We start from the raw sequence: 14,686 nt of genomic DNA, 5'->3' as shown, positions 1-14,686 counted from the left end.
TATCACCCAAACGCAAATATTCTGAATGAGCCACAACTAAATCACTTAGCTGCCCCAGTGCGTTTTGATGATAACTTGACCAAGGATATTCTGCAGGATCAGATACCATGCCTGCCCGCACCGGATTCAACTCTATATAACGCATACAGGTTAATAGATAAGCTTCAGGATCAATCAGGGTCGCTTTGTAACGGCCTTCCCAGAGTGTGCCGGTGCGCCGGTAGCAATAGTTGTAGTATTGCACATAGTAACGTCCCAGCATTTGCATGGCATTACCCAGGCTTTGTTCGAGGTGCGACGTAATAAGCAGATGGACATGGTTGGTCATTAGCACATAAGCATGAACAGAGCATCCGTGTTTATCACAGGCCAATTTCAACTTTTCAAGATAGAAATTATAATCGGCATCGGTGCAGAAGATTTCTGCTCGATTATTGCCCTGAAGAATCACATGTTGGGGTTGATCGGGGATCACAAATCTAGGTAAACGTGCCATAACCTACTCTCTGGTTCAGAAAAAAGGCATTATACTACGCTAAAAACCATAAATCAATCGAGTCTGACCCCTTTGATTCACCCCTTTGATTCCACCCGCATTGCATTGGCTTTGAAATAATCAAATGCCACTTTCACCGATTCGCGTGGCGCAGCGCCTGATACATTGATTTTGCCATTGCCGCTGATAGCTTGGATTTCCAGGCGGTAAGTTCCTGGCATTTCGGATGATCCCATACTGATCGTATGCAATGTTCCAGGATGCAACCTGCCTTCAGGGATTAAGGCGCCAGATGACTGTTCGGGTACGGTAATGAAACGCTCCTGACTATCCTCCAAATCAATGTAACTAAAATGCACATCGTAAAATTCCATACCGCCTATTTTTTTCAACTGCTCTTTAACTCTGCGTCTTGATTCCAGCGCATATTCCAGACATTTACGAACAATATCTTTTTCATAGTCACCATGAGGACACAGCAGTTTCAGCAGCCCTGATGTCGTTCGTCGCACAGCAATGGTGTCACGCTGATTCAGGTTATTGCCCAGCTTAAACCATCTATCAATCGCATCAGCAAAATTCCTTTTACGCATTTCCCGTAAAAACTCAGCAAGATAATCAACGATCATTCCGTACTGATTCGTAAAAAATTCAGGCCGCATCTTGGGTATTTCCCACCCTGGGACATAAGCATGGAAACGATCAAAAAAAGCCGAGTCAATCATCACATCAGGAAAGGGTGCCAATAAATGTGAGGTTTTCACCATTGATTCAACGCTCTGGTTAATGTTGCCAATGAACACCATAGAAGCGTTAGCGTTAATAGACTCCCTGCCCCGGCTGAAGGATCCTGAAGCCATGTAATCCTTCATAATTTGAATACCGTCTTTGTCCTTAAAATTTATCCCGCCAACTTCATCAAAAGCCACGACATCCCATAAGCCGACCAATCCCACTTTACGGGCGCCCATGTTATAGAACAAGTTTGCTACCGTGGTTTGCCCGCTTGAAACCAGAATGCTGTTAGGGCTGATTTCTTTATAGATATGGCTTTTTCCGGTACTGCGCGGCCCCAACTCGCAGTAGTTATAATTATTTTCTACAAGCGGGATCATGCGTGCCAGCAAATGCCATTTCACCCTTTCCTTAAAGCATGATGGTTCCATCCCGGTGGAACGGAGCAGAACATCTATCCATTGGTCATCAGAAAACAGTTTCCGGCTTTCAAATAAATCCAACATATCCATGTTGGGCATCTGGATGGGTTTTACGTCGGTGACAATGAACGGTGAACTCTTCTGGTTTTCCTCAAATTGGTAAAGAACCGTAACAATACACCAAATGCCTCCTACCAGTAATTTCTCAAAGTCGCGCACAAACCTGTCAGAAATTTCGGCGTTTTTTACGCCAAGATTAGCCAGTAACGCCTCATAGACATCCCTTTTCTCATTCAACTTGACGGTGACTTTATCGATGACCTTGTAACTGCCGCTTTCCCGGATTTTGGATTTAACCTTCTCGGCCTCGTCTGGCCGAACATAGTTATCCTCCAAAATTCGCTTAACGTTTTTTAAACCCGCTTGAATAGTTTCTTCGTCGTTGCTGGCGCAGTACATGCCAAGTAAATATTCCAGCACATAGACCGGCACATTAGCGCCTTCCTTTATCAGCTTGGTTAAGTCCTTGCGGACTACCTTGCCTGCGAAACTTTCATTTAACAGGTCATCCAGACTTTGTTCAACTTCCGCAGCCAATGTATTTTCGTTTATCATCAATCTTAGAAATCGTTGCTGAAGGCCAAATCAACTTTAAGAGGCACTCGAAGCACTTCCACTTTTGTGGCCGCATCACGAGCAATCAGGTAATAGTCTTTGTTACGGTCATACGAACCCGACAAAATCGTGAGCAACAACGAACGCTTGCGTTCATCAAGAAGTTGCGATGTGCTGTCAAAGGTGACCGTCTGTTCATCACTTATGGATTTTTCGCCATCGCGTAATGAAATCACAAAAGAACGTGCCAGCACTTTTTCAGAGATTGCCTCATTCTGGATAAACTCGAAACGTTGGGTGTTGGTGACAATTTTATTAGATGCCCCCAATAAACTGATACTGACGGCCTTGGCTTTGGTTAACTCTGATTCGCTTTCTCGAACTGTAATGACGGGGATAACAATTTCCTGTGGCATAGCGCTACCATGAACAAACCTTGCGCCCCCCGCAAAATGAAACCGGTTTGCGCCTTTGGGTATCCAGAAATCGAGACTGCCTTCCGGTTCAGTTCCGGAAGTCATTGCCGTATTTCCAGACCATACCTTGTTGTTGGAACCGATACCTTTTCCTAATAAGTAGCGCTTTTTAGCTTTTAATGTACCCTCGGGCTGTTCGGTAAGCGTCGATTTATCGGCTTCCTTCAAGGGTGATTCCTGATAGATAAAGCCGTGATCTGCCGTCACCAAAACATTAGAACCATTGAGGCTATTAATAATAAAACTCACCAATTGGCCTAGCTCAGCTATCGTATCGGCAGCAGCTTCAAACGTTTTAGTCTCGGAAGATTGTTTATCGCCAAGTAAATCGATACGGTCATGGTAGATGTAGATCAGTTGGCGTTCACGGACAAATTCCCTGCCTTTATCCTTTCCCATTGCCAATAAGTCTTCGTACTTAATGACAACCCCGGAATATAAGCCTAAATGCACATTGCGCTGATCCATTGAGGATACCGTCTTACCATCGGCGGCAAGATCCAAACTACTGATATTTTTATAAGCTAAGGTCTGATGGGGTAAAAGCGATGCCATCCCAAGACCGGTATAGCTGGGCAACACACCTAGTTGGCTTGATAAGGTTGCTTTTATTCGGCTTTTGCTATTGATTACCTTAACCAATTCCTCTGCGACCTCATAGCGGCAGGCATCGGATATAATCACAAAAATCCGTTTAGCGCCGCCATCTGACAAAGGCGCTACAATTTGACTAAAAAAGTTCTGTTGATTGATTACACCCGGTATTTGCCATGATGACAATAAGCCCTCATCGCCCTCCAAAATCTTGGTCCAGGCGGAACTTAATTGAGGGATAAACCAGCCTGAATAAGCAGCCTCTATGACCTGTTTTAATTCATGTAACACTGCCCAGCCCATAGGCTCGACAAATTCGGTCGCTCGGTTAAAGTGGCGATAGAGTTGGTCAAAACGAAATAGCTCTGTTTGGTAAGAGGTGTATCCAACTTCAGCCGAAGCAAAACTAAAGCCATCCTTGTATTTGGTTTTCAGCCGCAAAAAGGCTGCAGCGGCTTCCAAAGCATCATAACTTGCCGCCAGGGCGCGGTTCACATCGTTCGTATTGGCCAGAATCTTGTTTGCCCAATGACCATCCCTACGCCTTGCGATGAAAGTATCCAAGGAATCCATCATAGCACCTGCCCCACTTAGAACCCTATCCTTCAAATCCCCAATAATACGGCGTTCAACTTCTTCAAAAGTCATGACATCACGCAATATATCGGCGGATAGCCCACTTAAAACTTGGATCAACGCTAAGTCATGTCCTACATCCGATGTGACCTGATTGTAACTGGTGTAGTGTGTCAAATCGGAGCGCCATCGGGAGGCAAAGATTGAGGCATTGGCAGCGAGATTTCGATCTGAAAGTACAAAATGATTTAAGGATTCAGGTGGTTCAACTAACAATGAGCGACAAAAATCGGTCACCAGGATACGAAACAACAAATCACGCAAACTGGGTTCATGCTCGGAATAGCCTAACTGAGTTTTTACAAGCAGCCAAAAAGCCTCACCCAAGTCGTTGGCGATGATGTCCTGCCAAATTTTCGGCTGGGTATTGAGTTCAACTTCGCCATCAGATACCAAAGCGGAAAACAAGCGTTGCAAAATGGAAAACAATTCAGGTTGATCCGCACGCGTCAAAACAGACAGCATTTTGCGGTCAAGATCGTCTGCGCCATCAGTAGGCACCACCAACCGTTTTAAGCGTTCTACCCGATCCTTAGCACGAAGAAATTTTGCCCGTTCCTTTAAATGCCCACGTAAAGATTGCAAGGACAATCCCAAATCATCCAGCACCATTGAAGTCGAATCCGCAAAAAATGATTTACTGCGGAGCCGCACATCCAGTAACCAGTCCTTATTGGGATCAGGCGCTGGGTAGGGGCTATAAAGAAGCCAACGCTGTTCGGGTTGGCGTTCAATATCAATTTTGACTTGTAGCGCGGGCATTTCATTCAAGCGAACGAGATTTACATTTTCCAGGGACACATTGTCCACCGTCGATGAAAACTCGCCTTCCGCGTCGTGCCAGAATACAATGGCATGAGAGGTAAACAAAGTATTTAGTGAGTCAGTAATACGTTGTAAGCTCATAACTGTCCCCGCTCACTTCTGTCGTCAAGCAGGTGCAAATAGTGCCTAGCTGTTACCATCATAGTGATTTAAACATTCTGGACAGCTCTATGACTTTTGTCGTCAATTTCCCTATCAGAAACCACATGACCACCAATCGAATAATAATTAGGTATTCCCAGAGCGCGGTTGGATGCTTGGGCACGGTGAACCGCAACATTGCCAATAGCCAACATCTCTATAGCCTGGCGTAACACCTCTGCATCAGTTACAGGTTCGAATGACTCTTGTTTCATATTCACTCCAAAGACGCATACAATGTTAGACAGTTAATCCGTCATCCCGGCAGGGATTGCCGGGATCCAGAAGCCATGGATGGCGAGGCCAATTCGGACCACAAGTCTTGCCACTCTGGATTCTGTTGTTCGATCAAGTGGATTTTTGCAATCCGCGACCATTTTTTAAGTTGTTTCTCGCGCACAAAGTCGCTTTCCATCATCTCATGGACTTCATACCAAACCAATGTATGAATCCCATAGCGTTTGGTGAAACCATCCACCATTTCCATACGGTGTTGATATACTCGTTTAATCAGGTCGGCTGTAACCCCGACATAAAGCGTTCCGTTTCTTTGGCTGGAGAGCATATAAACGCAGGGCTGTTTATTCATACTGGTATCCTGTCACATCCCTGTGTTCTGGATTCCGGCGTAATCAGTTCCAGACTTATTTGCATTAAACCGAAGGGTGACTGGCAGGGTAGCCTGTTGTTAGTTTTTGCAGTAATGACGTAGTTTTTAATTAATTCTACTTTGTCAGATTTCATAATCACACAATCCAGTATCGTCATTCCGGCATGGATTGGCGGAATCCAGACTCCATGGATGGATTATAGCTTGCCATCCATGGCGCTGGATACCCGCTCCCGGCGGGCATGACGTGCTTGCGTATAATCAAGCCGACAGTATTGTTACTCATCCTTAACCCCCAGTCACCGCTTTCACCTCGGCCAGCAAATCGCCAAACTTGCTGTAGTTTACTTTTACGCCGTCATCCAGGTCTAGCTTGATGCGGAGGTCGGCGTAATGGCGGAGTTTTTCGTCGTAGGCGAGGAGTTCGACGTGTTTTTCCCTGAGCTTTTCGATGTCTTTGTTCAGTTTGTTGCGGGCGGCGTTTGAAGGAGCGGCTGCGGCATCTTTTTCTACCATGTCGATGCGCGCTTGTAGTTTTCCCATTAACGGTACGACGTATTCGGTACGAAGACGGGATAATGTTCCTTCTTGGTAGCGGTGCAGATAGACCAGTGCTTGGAAAGCGCCTTGTTTGCCGCTGGAAAACAGCCAGTAAATCGGGCGTTTTTTGTAGGTTTGCAGGTGGTCTTTGAAAAAGCTGCCGGCGATGTAGCGGCGGATGGTTACTTCCGGCATTTCATCGCCCCTTTGACCTAAACTTTCCGCCAGCCAAGTCATGTTGACTTCAACTCCCTCTCCCTGGGGAAAGGGCTGGGGTGAGGGGTTGCCCCACACCGCCAGCAAAAATTCGCGGATACGGTTGGCGGCGTCATCCTCAAACCAGAGTTCATCGGTGATTGGCACAATGCCGTCGGCATCGGCGGGGAAAGTGTTGTAACGGTTAGGATCGAAACCGACATTACCAGCGTGGGCGTAGATTAAACCCGGTTTATCAATACTGTAACGTCCCATCATGCAACCGATGGCGTAGGATATCAGTCGTTGGCAGTCTTTTTCGCGGTCGGCTCGGATGAGAGTGATTTGCGCTTCGGGAACGTCTGGAGAAAGTTCGTCTTGCAGGCCGTAGGCTTCGATGAAGAGGCGGTTGTTTTCTTCTTCCAAGCGTTGCATTTCGATGATGGCGGCGCGGTTTTGCGTTTGCCATTCGTTGAAGCATTGCTCAAGGTTGTTTGATGTGTAGGTTGGGTTAGCGGCTTTATCGCGTAACCCAACATTAGTGGCTTCGATTCGTTGGGTTACGCTATCGCTAACCCAACCTACGGGCTGCTCTTGAAAAACAACGATGCTCCAGCAACATCAAAAACTGCGCCGTTAGGTTGATAACGGAAAGACGGAACTCCACTGGAAACTTTTGACCAAGTAATACTTTCACGAAAATAATAATCTCCGTTCTTCACAATCCTAGTTGGAGATCCATATAAACCTCTTGCAAAATCGAAAACATCTTTACCATCGTTTTCCCAATTGATTACATATTCCAGGTTACCGAACCATTTTCGCGCACTGCCCCCCTTATTGTATGGAAACCATTTCTTATTTGACTTGGCAGCAATATCCCTATTAGGACAGTCGGCTTGGAATTTATCGTAATTCACCTCATGCCATAACCTCAAAAACCTATTGTTATCACTTGTTTGGCACCCAACCCGTGTGTCCCCGACATCACTAATTTTCTTGTTTGAAAATGAAGAGACTAGTTGTTTGCTAAGCCAATAAACCAGAGGTTGTCCGGGTATCTTTCCAAAATCATCCTGTATCATCGCTTCTAAACGGTTTTTTCCAGTTCGAAGAGTTGTTTCTTTTTGTTCTTCTTGCCCATCCACCAAGCGAAAAAACACCGGTTTGTAACCACTGAAATGTTGACCTTGCAGCACAAACGCCGTCGTTTGCACAACTTCACCTGAAATTTCGCTAAACGCACGCGCTCCTAAATGCGCCATTGTGATAATGGTTCGGTCTGCCAGCAGTTTCTCGCGCATTCCCTCAAACGACGACAAAAACATCCAGCTTTGCATCGTCACCATACTGTTAAAGCCAGACGGTTTGCACCACTCAAAACCCCGCTCGATAAACATGGCAAACAAATCAGATTTGCTATCTGGAAATGTAAGCTTGGCATACTCTTTCAACGCCGCATTCATTCCCTTGCCACCCATATAAGGCGGATTAGCCACCACAGCATCAAACTGCATACCCAAAATTAGCGCCTGCCGAACTAACGGTAACAGATTAAATGCCGCCGGTTGAGCAAGAAGGTTGCCATTCTGAATAGCCAATTTCAAATTGGCTTCCATCATAGACAATTGCGCATTTAGATTAGGTGGAATTTGAATCAGTGAGCCGAACGTTTTGGCATGAACAAAGGTGTCCAGCAGGGATGCAATCGTAGGTCGGGTTAGCGAAGCGTAACCCGACAATACTTGAGCCAATTCATTGGCATCCAGCCCCTTGCTATCCTGCAAGGCTTGTACATTAAGCTTGGGTGGGTTGTCGAACAACCGCCGGTCATCGGCGCGGGCTTTCATCAACAAGGCAAAGCCCGCCAGTTGCGCGGCGCGGTCGTCGATGTCCAGGCCAAACAGGTTTTTTTCAAGGATCAGGCGCGGAATGCTGCGAGACTGGTAGCCGCGCTCCAGATATATTGCCTTCAACACTTCGTAGGCTTCCACCAGGATATGACCGGAACCGCAAGCGGGATCGAGGACGGTAATGGTCTCTGGGTTTAGCGTACTACCTCCCCTCTCCCCCGGCCCTTCTCCCTGAGGGAGAGGGGAGTCTTGATTGATGCGCGATTGAATCAGCGCATCAAGCTGGACTTGCACTTCCGGCGTTTGCTCGGCGGGTTCGATATAATAAGTCCACTGGCTTTTTAGGGTTGATGCAGGATTAGCCATCAGCCATAAGCGCCCGACGCTGTTTTGCACCAGGTACTGCACGATCCAGTTGGGCGTAAAAAGCTGGGTGGCGGCGGGAATATCCTCGGATTTCACCACCTTGCCGATGACCTGGTCTTTTTTCTCGCTGATATAAAACTGGTATAGCCAGCCGATGATTTCGACCTGGCTCCAATCCTCTTCAGGTATCGCTGCAACCAGTTTGGCAACGACTGAATCCGTCAATAACAAATTGTCCGGCAATAACAATTCGGTTTCGTCGTCGATACGTTCAAACAGGAAAGGTATGGCGCTGGATAGCGCGTTACACTGTGCTATCAATGTTAAGCGGTAAAGTTCGCCGTCCTGGTTGCCTGCCAGTTTGAGTACTTTAACCTTTTGTGCATTAAGGCTGGGTAATTCGCCGTTTTGTGCCAGTTCAGTCGCATGCGTGAGGATTTCCGGCAAGCCCCCTTCCCTGCTGGACAGCACCCGATACCCGTGATTGAGGTAATCGTGGATTTCCATATACCTTAAGGCAGCAAAGCGGTTAAACCAGGTGTAAGCCACTGCTTCCAGCGTTTGATGAAAACCCTCTTGGTTTATACGGGCGGTCAGCTTATCTCTTTGGTGGCTGATCTTGGCAGGCCAGGATTGCCCGGCAATAATAACCAGATCGCCCGCCATGTCTGCCGGGGCAACCACGAATTGACCGTTGGATTCCAACAGGCCTAACCGTTGGGCACGGGCAGTGACGGCCGCAATAAAATCTTTGCGGGCTTGCGGGGCGTAGGTTTTGAGTTTGGCTTTGTTCATCCGCTGTAATTCTGTAATAGCAAAATATGACCCAACCCTTGAGCTTTGCGGTAGTATGTTTCGTCTGCGGTGATTAATGTAGCGCCCGATGTTTCGATGGCAACAGCGTGATAAAGCGTGTCGAAAAGATGATGCTTTAGATTAATACTGAGACGAATCGCTGATCGGTAAACCTCCGAGCGATCAATGATGCCTATCTCCATCTTTCTCAGCGCCAGGAACACTCGGTCGGCATAGTCCGGTTCCAGCCGGGCAACTACCGCCATCACTTCGGCGAAGAAGTGTGGCGGTTGAAGCATTAAAACTTGCTGAGTCTCGATTTGGCCGAACAATAACAATGCGTTGCTGACATCGGCCTCTTCAGGCCGATGAGGAAGTAGCCATTTAATCGCCACATTCGCATCGATAACGATGGGTTTCATGATTGGCGGAGTTCGTCCAGTGCGGCTTGCACGTCTTCGGAACTCACAGGAGGCATTTCCGTACGCAAGGCCAAGATGTTGGCTATGGCTTCACGGTGACGTTTTTTGCGGGCTGACCGCTCCACGGCCTCCATCATCAATTCGGCAATGACAGCGCTTTTGTTTTGGCCTTGGTAGGCCATATTAAACGCCTCTTTAACATCATCTGGTACGCTGAAATTTACGGTTGCCATAGCAATCTCCTAGATTGTTGAAAATTTCAACAAATTATGCGCTTTACTTTATGGAAGATCAACATTTGAAAAACAAAGATCCCTATCACTGGATACGAACCTTCTTACCTTGTTTTATAGCAGCCAATAATTCATCTTTCAGTTTGACGAGATAAGCATCCACATCGCTTTCATCTTCGAGATAGGATTTAGTGCTGTATCTACTGGCGCTAATCAGGGCAATTGGCTTTGGAACCACCGCTACTGGTTTAACCCCTGTGTATACGTTCGTCCCTGGCTCTTTAATATCGTTTTGTACGGGTTGATAAGATGATGAAATTAAATCCATCGCCGTATCTAGATGTTTCCCTGCTTGTCCGGCTAGATAGTGGATTTGGGGAATACTGCTCAGCCCGGCAACTTTAGCTTTGAGTTGCTGCATGGGGTACAAGGCTTTATTGCGTAAGTTGACATCGGCATGAACTTGATCGAGCGCAGTTTCTATTTCGGCCAGTTTCTTATCAATGGCTGAAAGGGCAATTTCCCGTTCGTTACCGGCAATTTGCGCATTGACGGTTTCAACCGTATTAAGCAAGGCATCTATTCGGTTTATCTGCCCATACGGAGTTGGATTATCACGGATGGCTTCCAATTCCTTGATGGCGTTTGCCGCGTTGGGATCTTGCTGAAGCGCTTCGTGGTTATCGTTGAACGCCGACATAGCATCCAGCATACGCTGCCAGGTCTTTATTTGGGTTTTATAGAAGCTGATGACATCATGGACATCCTCGCTTAGTTCCAGCCAATCATTTTTGCCAGCGAGTAAATTTTCGATGAATTCATAACTATCACGTATAGCCAGTTGTTTACCAATGCGGCTGATAGCTTGCTCAATTACCAATCTACCGGGATGAAATTTGCTGGCAGCAATAGGACTGTAGCTTTTGAGTTCGCTCTGCCAACCCGTTAAGCTTTCTCGCGTATCAGTCACCAAGCCATCTTCATCTTCCCTTGGCAGTTTTGAAAACAGCTCCCGATGTAAATCGTGTGCTCGCTTAAGAGAGGCGCTATCAGCCGATTTGCGTTTGAGGATTGAAACCTGCCTAAAACGGACGGACTTGGTTAGTGGATCAATGGCCGAACGCGGGTCGATGTCAGTGCCCTCGAGCATCAATTTTATCTCACCGGCCATAAATAACCGGGTAACAAGCAGCACAATTTCCCATTCTGGTTTCCAGCCCCCAGGGTATGCCGCTAAAACGCTCAGCTATATCTGATAATAAGACGCGGTTTTGCGATGCTGCAAGTAACAGGTATTGACGTAACTCGTTAAGGGCTAATGGATTGATCTCTTCGTTATTGGTGTCCAGCGAAATTTGCGCGACATCATCGGCGGTAAGTAAGGCTTTGATTTCGCCGATCGGTTCAGCACAACGGCATTTAAGATGGCATTGTTAATTAAGTATAGCCTTCAGGTTTCCGTTGCGTTTGAGCATTAAAAGCATCACGGAATATTTAAGCATGTCCTTGCTTTTGCTGTAGCACTTCGACTTTCGGCGCAGCCTGGCCAGGAAATGCCGGAACAAGCTGTTGTACCCCTCGACCGTGTAAGTTTCGGCTTTTGATTGCGTATGCAACGCTGGCGGGATGAATTTTTCATAAGGGCTCCAGTGGTCGCTCATGACATCGGTCATGTCGTTGTTTTTGGTTGAAACCCAGAGCTTTCGGCCCGTGTCGGTGTCACGGGGGCCCACTTCGCAGTTGAGAAAGCGTTCCCCATTTCGATCAACGGCAATCCATATCCAGCAATAGTTTTTTGGGAGCCTACATAAGTGTGCATCTCGTCCATTTCAACCACCTCAACGCCAGCGGCAGAGCGGATGGGCTCAATTGACTCCCCATGCGCCTTGATCCGGTTGTACACGGCAACATGGCCGCATTTCAGGAACCGGCCAATAGAGCGGAAACCCAAGCCTTCAAGGTACAATTGCAGGGCTTCCCGCTTGATTGCCGCGCCCATCCCGCGCTGCTGGACGGTATGCCTGTATCCGCACGGCTTGCACTTATGGCGCTGCTTCCCTTTGACTATGCCATCTTTGGTGCCATCTGTTGAGCCACATTTGGGACAATTCATGGTGCATTTGCTCCATATTAAAAAACACCAATCATACCAGTATCTATACTTAGTTAACAATGCCGAATTTACAATCCACTAGACTGTAAACTTAATATCACATAAACAGATATATGTAGCCTTATTTATGCGATAACCACCTATTATCGGTACTGAGAGACGTAAGATGGCAACGAAAAAAAAAGTAGTGGCGAGCGAAGCTGCGGTCAAGCCTAAAAATTCGTTCATAGTGGAAGCACAACCCGGTGAACTGAATGCAGCCATTATTGCAAAAACTATAATCCGGCCTGAAGTACAGGCGGCACTAACGATGCAAGCGTGGGAAAACTCAGCCGATACAACCGAGCTTGCAGTAGCCCTTTCGGATCAAATTGCCGAATTGAATAAGGGTGACCTGAAACGCCCAGAAGCCATGTTATTGATGCAAGCCCACACCCTGGACGCGATTTTTAATACATTGGCGAGGAAAGCCGATAGGCAGGAATACATGAAAAACACAGAAACCTTCCTACGATTGGCACTGAAAGCCCAAAGCCAATGCCGAGCAACACTGGAAACCTTGGCGGCAATCAAAAACCCGCCCGTCATATTCGCAAAGCAAGCCAATATCTCAAGCGGACACCAACAGGTCAATAACGGCATACCCGCCACGCACGCGGGGGAAAATAAAATTTTGCCAAACGAACTATTAGAGGCAAACGATGGCAGCAAGAACCTGGACACAGGAACAACGGGCGCAACAATCGCTGAAAATAAGGCAATGGCAACCTTGGAATAAGTCCACAGGGGCAAGGACACCCGAAGGCAAGGCTATAGCCTCATGCAATGCCTATAAGGGCGGGAATCGCGCCATTATGCGTAGGCTGTATGCCCTTTTGCGTGAGCAGCGGGATAGCTTGAAACGTACAATGTAAAAAACCAAGGCCGCGAATTATGGGACTACCCATAAAACCCATTGACACGCAAAACTATAAGCGCATAATTAAGTTGCCTTGCAGCAGTGAGGCCGGGATTGACAGCCCGTTTAGCAATGGCGAATATCGCCACTTATCCAGTGGCTTTTTTATGCCTATCATTATGGCGTGGCTAGGGCAGCCTGACGGCTGGCCGTTCACCATTGCGCGGTACTGTCAACCCAAAACCACGCCGCCCCACAAGGCGGTTTACTTTACTTTTTGGAGTTACCGCAATGACCACAGAAAAAAACACCACAGAAAAAATTAAGCCACGCGCTAAGTTATGCAACGCTTCGAACGTTATCCTTACCCTTTGGGATAACACCGGGGACAATCTAGGCAAAGATGATCTTGAGTTTATCTCACGCATAGGCGCTTATGCCAGAAATGAGCTGGAAAACATTGGCGAGAACCTTGAGAACATAGCCTGTATGGTTCTCGAAGATGAGAATGCAGTCTACTTTCAAGGGGGTAACGACGTATTTATCCTTTTGTCTAGCGTGTCACACCAAGTCAATATGATGTGTGGGCTGCTTGCCCTTGCCAGTAACGCGCAAAGCACGTTGGACAATTGGGACGCTTTCAAGGCTACACAACAAAAGCCCGTGTCAAAGACTTGCTTGATTAGCAAGAATCTTCCGCTAATTGTGGCATGAGCCATTGGCAGGGGTATACTGTGGTGACTCAACTCATCAAGAGGCGTGCCATGTCCATGAATCGCGTACAATTTCAACCGAGCCTGTCGATGCCCGACTTTATTGGGCAGTATGGAACCGAAGCCCAATGCGAAGCGGCACTAACACAAGTGCGCTGGCCTGAGGGGTTTAGGTGTCCTGGATGTGGTCACGGCGGACATTGTGTCCTGCACAATAAAGGCCGCAAGACGTTCCAATGCAATGCCTGCCACCGGCAGACATCCCTGATTGCCGGGACCTTGTGCCAGGGTACGAACCTGCCTCTGACAACCTGGTTTCTGGCGATTTACCTGGTCAGCCAAGCCAAGACGGGCTTGTCCGCCTTGGCCTTGAAGCGGTACTTGGGAGTGGGCTACCCTAGCGCATGGCTAATGCGTCATAAACTCATGCAAGCGATGGCGGAACGGGAAGACCATTACCTCCTGTCCGGCCAAGTACAACTGGATGATGCCTATCTGGGCGGTGAACGCAACGGCGGTAAAGCCGGCCGCGGATCGGAAAACAAAGTCCCTTTTGTGGCCGCCGTCTCGGTGGATAGCGAAGGCCATCCGGGTCGCGTCAAACTGACACCGGTGTCCGGTTTTAGCACCGAGGCGATAGAAACGTGGCCGAAAAGCCATCTGAGTCCGGGCTGTATGGTACGTTCCGATGGGTTGGCCTGCTTTGGCGGTGTCAGTGCGGCCGGTTGCCAGCATCTTCCGCTCGTCGTGGGTGGCCGCAAACCCAATGGACTGCCCGAGTTCCGCTGGGTCAACACGGTGCTGGGCAATGTCAAGACCAGCCTGTGCGGGGCTTATCATGGCTTTGCTTTCAGCAAATACGCTCATCGGTATCTGGCCGAGATTGCCTATCGGTTTAACCGGCGGTTCCGGCTCAAAACCCTGCCCGAACGCCTGTTGGTGGCCGCCGTAGCTATTGGGCCTCGACCTGAAGCGTGGCTGCGGTTGGCGGAAGATTCTTGCTAATCA

The 14,686-nt window shown here is 47.8% G+C and carries 16 protein-coding genes; 4 read left to right on the top strand and 12 right to left on the bottom strand.

Annotation, left to right across the window (positions count from 1 at the left end):
- The 12 genes from ACLQ6D_RS00510 to ACLQ6D_RS00455 all read right to left on the bottom strand — a co-directional run.
- On the bottom strand, window positions 1-496 hold a 496-nt coding region (locus ACLQ6D_RS00510), incomplete at its 3' end, for a transposase (RefSeq protein WP_411725287.1).
- A gap of 77 nt (window positions 497-573) precedes the next feature.
- Window positions 574-2,268 carry a protease Lon-related BREX system protein BrxL gene (gene brxL, locus ACLQ6D_RS00505; RefSeq protein ID WP_411725286.1) on the bottom strand — a complete coding sequence of 565 codons (1,695 nt, stop codon included), beginning with the start codon at window positions 2,266-2,268 and terminating at the stop codon, window positions 574-576.
- A gap of 5 nt (window positions 2,269-2,273) precedes the next feature.
- Window positions 2,274-4,880: a BREX-1 system phosphatase PglZ type A gene (gene pglZ / locus ACLQ6D_RS00500; protein ID WP_411725285.1), complete on the bottom strand. Its 2,607-nt coding sequence runs from the start codon at window positions 4,878-4,880 to the stop codon at window positions 2,274-2,276.
- A 68-nt stretch (window positions 4,881-4,948) separates the two neighbouring features.
- Window positions 4,949-5,155 carry a hypothetical protein gene (locus ACLQ6D_RS00495; RefSeq protein WP_411725284.1) on the bottom strand — a complete coding sequence of 69 codons (207 nt, stop codon included), beginning with the start codon at window positions 5,153-5,155 and terminating at the stop codon, window positions 4,949-4,951.
- 41 nt (window positions 5,156-5,196) lie between these two features.
- Window positions 5,197-5,529 carry a GIY-YIG nuclease family protein gene (locus tag ACLQ6D_RS00490; RefSeq protein WP_411725283.1) on the bottom strand — a complete coding sequence of 111 codons (333 nt, stop codon included), beginning with the start codon at window positions 5,527-5,529 and terminating at the stop codon, window positions 5,197-5,199.
- A 175-nt stretch (window positions 5,530-5,704) separates the two neighbouring features.
- Window positions 5,705-5,836 carry a hypothetical protein gene (locus ACLQ6D_RS00485; RefSeq protein WP_411725282.1) on the bottom strand — a complete coding sequence of 44 codons (132 nt, stop codon included), beginning with the start codon at window positions 5,834-5,836 and terminating at the stop codon, window positions 5,705-5,707.
- A 2-nt stretch (window positions 5,837-5,838) separates the two neighbouring features.
- Window positions 5,839-6,720, bottom strand: a complete 882-nt coding sequence (locus ACLQ6D_RS00480) for a hypothetical protein (protein ID WP_411725281.1) — start codon at window positions 6,718-6,720, stop codon at window positions 5,839-5,841.
- A 146-nt stretch (window positions 6,721-6,866) separates the two neighbouring features.
- Window positions 6,867-9,299 (bottom strand): BREX-1 system adenine-specific DNA-methyltransferase PglX, encoded by a 2,433-nt coding sequence (gene pglX / locus ACLQ6D_RS00475; protein WP_411725280.1) that lies wholly within the window; start codon window positions 9,297-9,299, stop codon window positions 6,867-6,869.
- Window positions 9,296-9,721, bottom strand: coding sequence for a type II toxin-antitoxin system VapC family toxin (locus tag ACLQ6D_RS00470; protein WP_411725279.1), 426 nt, complete (start codon window positions 9,719-9,721; stop codon window positions 9,296-9,298). Before ACLQ6D_RS00470 ends, pglX begins: the two co-directional genes overlap by 4 nt.
- Window positions 9,718-9,954: a hypothetical protein gene (locus ACLQ6D_RS00465; RefSeq protein WP_411725278.1), complete on the bottom strand. Its 237-nt coding sequence runs from the start codon at window positions 9,952-9,954 to the stop codon at window positions 9,718-9,720. Before ACLQ6D_RS00465 ends, ACLQ6D_RS00470 begins: the two co-directional genes overlap by 4 nt.
- Window positions 9,955-10,039: 85 nt before the next feature.
- Window positions 10,040-11,149, bottom strand: coding sequence for a hypothetical protein (locus ACLQ6D_RS00460; protein ID WP_411725277.1), 1,110 nt, complete (start codon window positions 11,147-11,149; stop codon window positions 10,040-10,042).
- Window positions 11,150-11,387: 238 nt separating this feature from the next.
- Window positions 11,388-12,067, bottom strand: a protein-coding gene (locus ACLQ6D_RS00455; protein ID WP_411725276.1) for an IS1 family transposase whose coding sequence is annotated in 2 segments (ribosomal slippage) — window positions 11,388-11,746 and window positions 11,746-12,067 — 681 coding nt in all. Because the reading frame shifts where the segments join, the coding sequence is not laid out codon by codon here.
- 166 nt (window positions 12,068-12,233) lie between these two features.
- On the opposite strand from ACLQ6D_RS00455, the gene ACLQ6D_RS00450 reads away from it, so the two are divergent.
- The 4 genes from ACLQ6D_RS00450 (at window position 12,234) to ACLQ6D_RS00435 (ending at window position 14,683) form a co-directional block, all read left to right on the top strand.
- Entirely contained in the window at window positions 12,234-12,845 is a 612-nt protein-coding gene (locus tag ACLQ6D_RS00450) for a hypothetical protein (RefSeq protein ID WP_411725275.1), read from the top strand.
- A 155-nt stretch (window positions 12,846-13,000) separates the two neighbouring features.
- Entirely contained in the window at window positions 13,001-13,291 is a 291-nt protein-coding gene (locus tag ACLQ6D_RS00445; protein ID WP_411725274.1) for a hypothetical protein, read from the top strand.
- A complete protein-coding gene (locus ACLQ6D_RS00440; protein WP_411725273.1) occupies window positions 13,257-13,679 on the top strand; it encodes a hypothetical protein in 423 nt (140 codons plus the stop codon). The genes ACLQ6D_RS00445 and ACLQ6D_RS00440 overlap by 35 nt, the downstream gene beginning before the upstream one ends.
- A gap of 50 nt (window positions 13,680-13,729) precedes the next feature.
- Window positions 13,730-14,683 (top strand): IS1595 family transposase, encoded by a 954-nt coding sequence (locus ACLQ6D_RS00435; RefSeq protein WP_411725272.1) that lies wholly within the window; start codon window positions 13,730-13,732, stop codon window positions 14,681-14,683.
- The last annotated feature ends 3 nt before the right edge of the window (window positions 14,684-14,686 follow it).

The organism is Methyloglobulus sp., assembly GCF_046714055.1.
Taxonomy (GTDB): Bacteria; Pseudomonadota; Gammaproteobacteria; order Methylococcales; family Methylomonadaceae; genus Methyloglobulus.
This window is presented reverse-complemented; position numbering and strand designations above follow the sequence as displayed.

Excerpts from the sequence above, each read along its gene's own strand:
- brxL (WP_411725286.1), bottom strand. The coding sequence starts at position 2,268 with ATGATAAACGAAAATACATTGGCTGCGGAAGTTGAACAAAGTCTGGAT.
- pglZ (WP_411725285.1), bottom strand. The coding sequence starts at position 4,880 with ATGAGCTTACAACGTATTACTGACTCACTAAATACTTTGTTTACCTCT.
- ACLQ6D_RS00495 (WP_411725284.1), bottom strand. The coding sequence starts at position 5,155 with ATGAAACAAGAGTCATTCGAACCTGTAACTGATGCAGAGGTGTTACGC.
- ACLQ6D_RS00490 (WP_411725283.1), bottom strand. The coding sequence starts at position 5,529 with ATGAATAAACAGCCCTGCGTTTATATGCTCTCCAGCCAAAGAAACGGA.
- ACLQ6D_RS00485 (WP_411725282.1), bottom strand. The coding sequence starts at position 5,836 with ATGAGTAACAATACTGTCGGCTTGATTATACGCAAGCACGTCATGCCC.
- ACLQ6D_RS00480 (WP_411725281.1), bottom strand. The coding sequence starts at position 6,720 with ATGCAACGCTTGGAAGAAGAAAACAACCGCCTCTTCATCGAAGCCTAC.
- pglX (WP_411725280.1), bottom strand. The coding sequence starts at position 9,299 with ATGAACAAAGCCAAACTCAAAACCTACGCCCCGCAAGCCCGCAAAGAT.
- ACLQ6D_RS00470 (WP_411725279.1), bottom strand. The coding sequence starts at position 9,721 with ATGAAACCCATCGTTATCGATGCGAATGTGGCGATTAAATGGCTACTT.
- ACLQ6D_RS00465 (WP_411725278.1), bottom strand. The coding sequence starts at position 9,954 with ATGGCAACCGTAAATTTCAGCGTACCAGATGATGTTAAAGAGGCGTTT.
- ACLQ6D_RS00450 (WP_411725275.1), top strand. The coding sequence starts at position 12,234 with ATGGCAACGAAAAAAAAAGTAGTGGCGAGCGAAGCTGCGGTCAAGCCT.
- ACLQ6D_RS00445 (WP_411725274.1), top strand. The coding sequence starts at position 13,001 with ATGGGACTACCCATAAAACCCATTGACACGCAAAACTATAAGCGCATA.
- ACLQ6D_RS00440 (WP_411725273.1), top strand. The coding sequence starts at position 13,257 with ATGACCACAGAAAAAAACACCACAGAAAAAATTAAGCCACGCGCTAAG.
- ACLQ6D_RS00435 (WP_411725272.1), top strand. The coding sequence starts at position 13,730 with ATGTCCATGAATCGCGTACAATTTCAACCGAGCCTGTCGATGCCCGAC.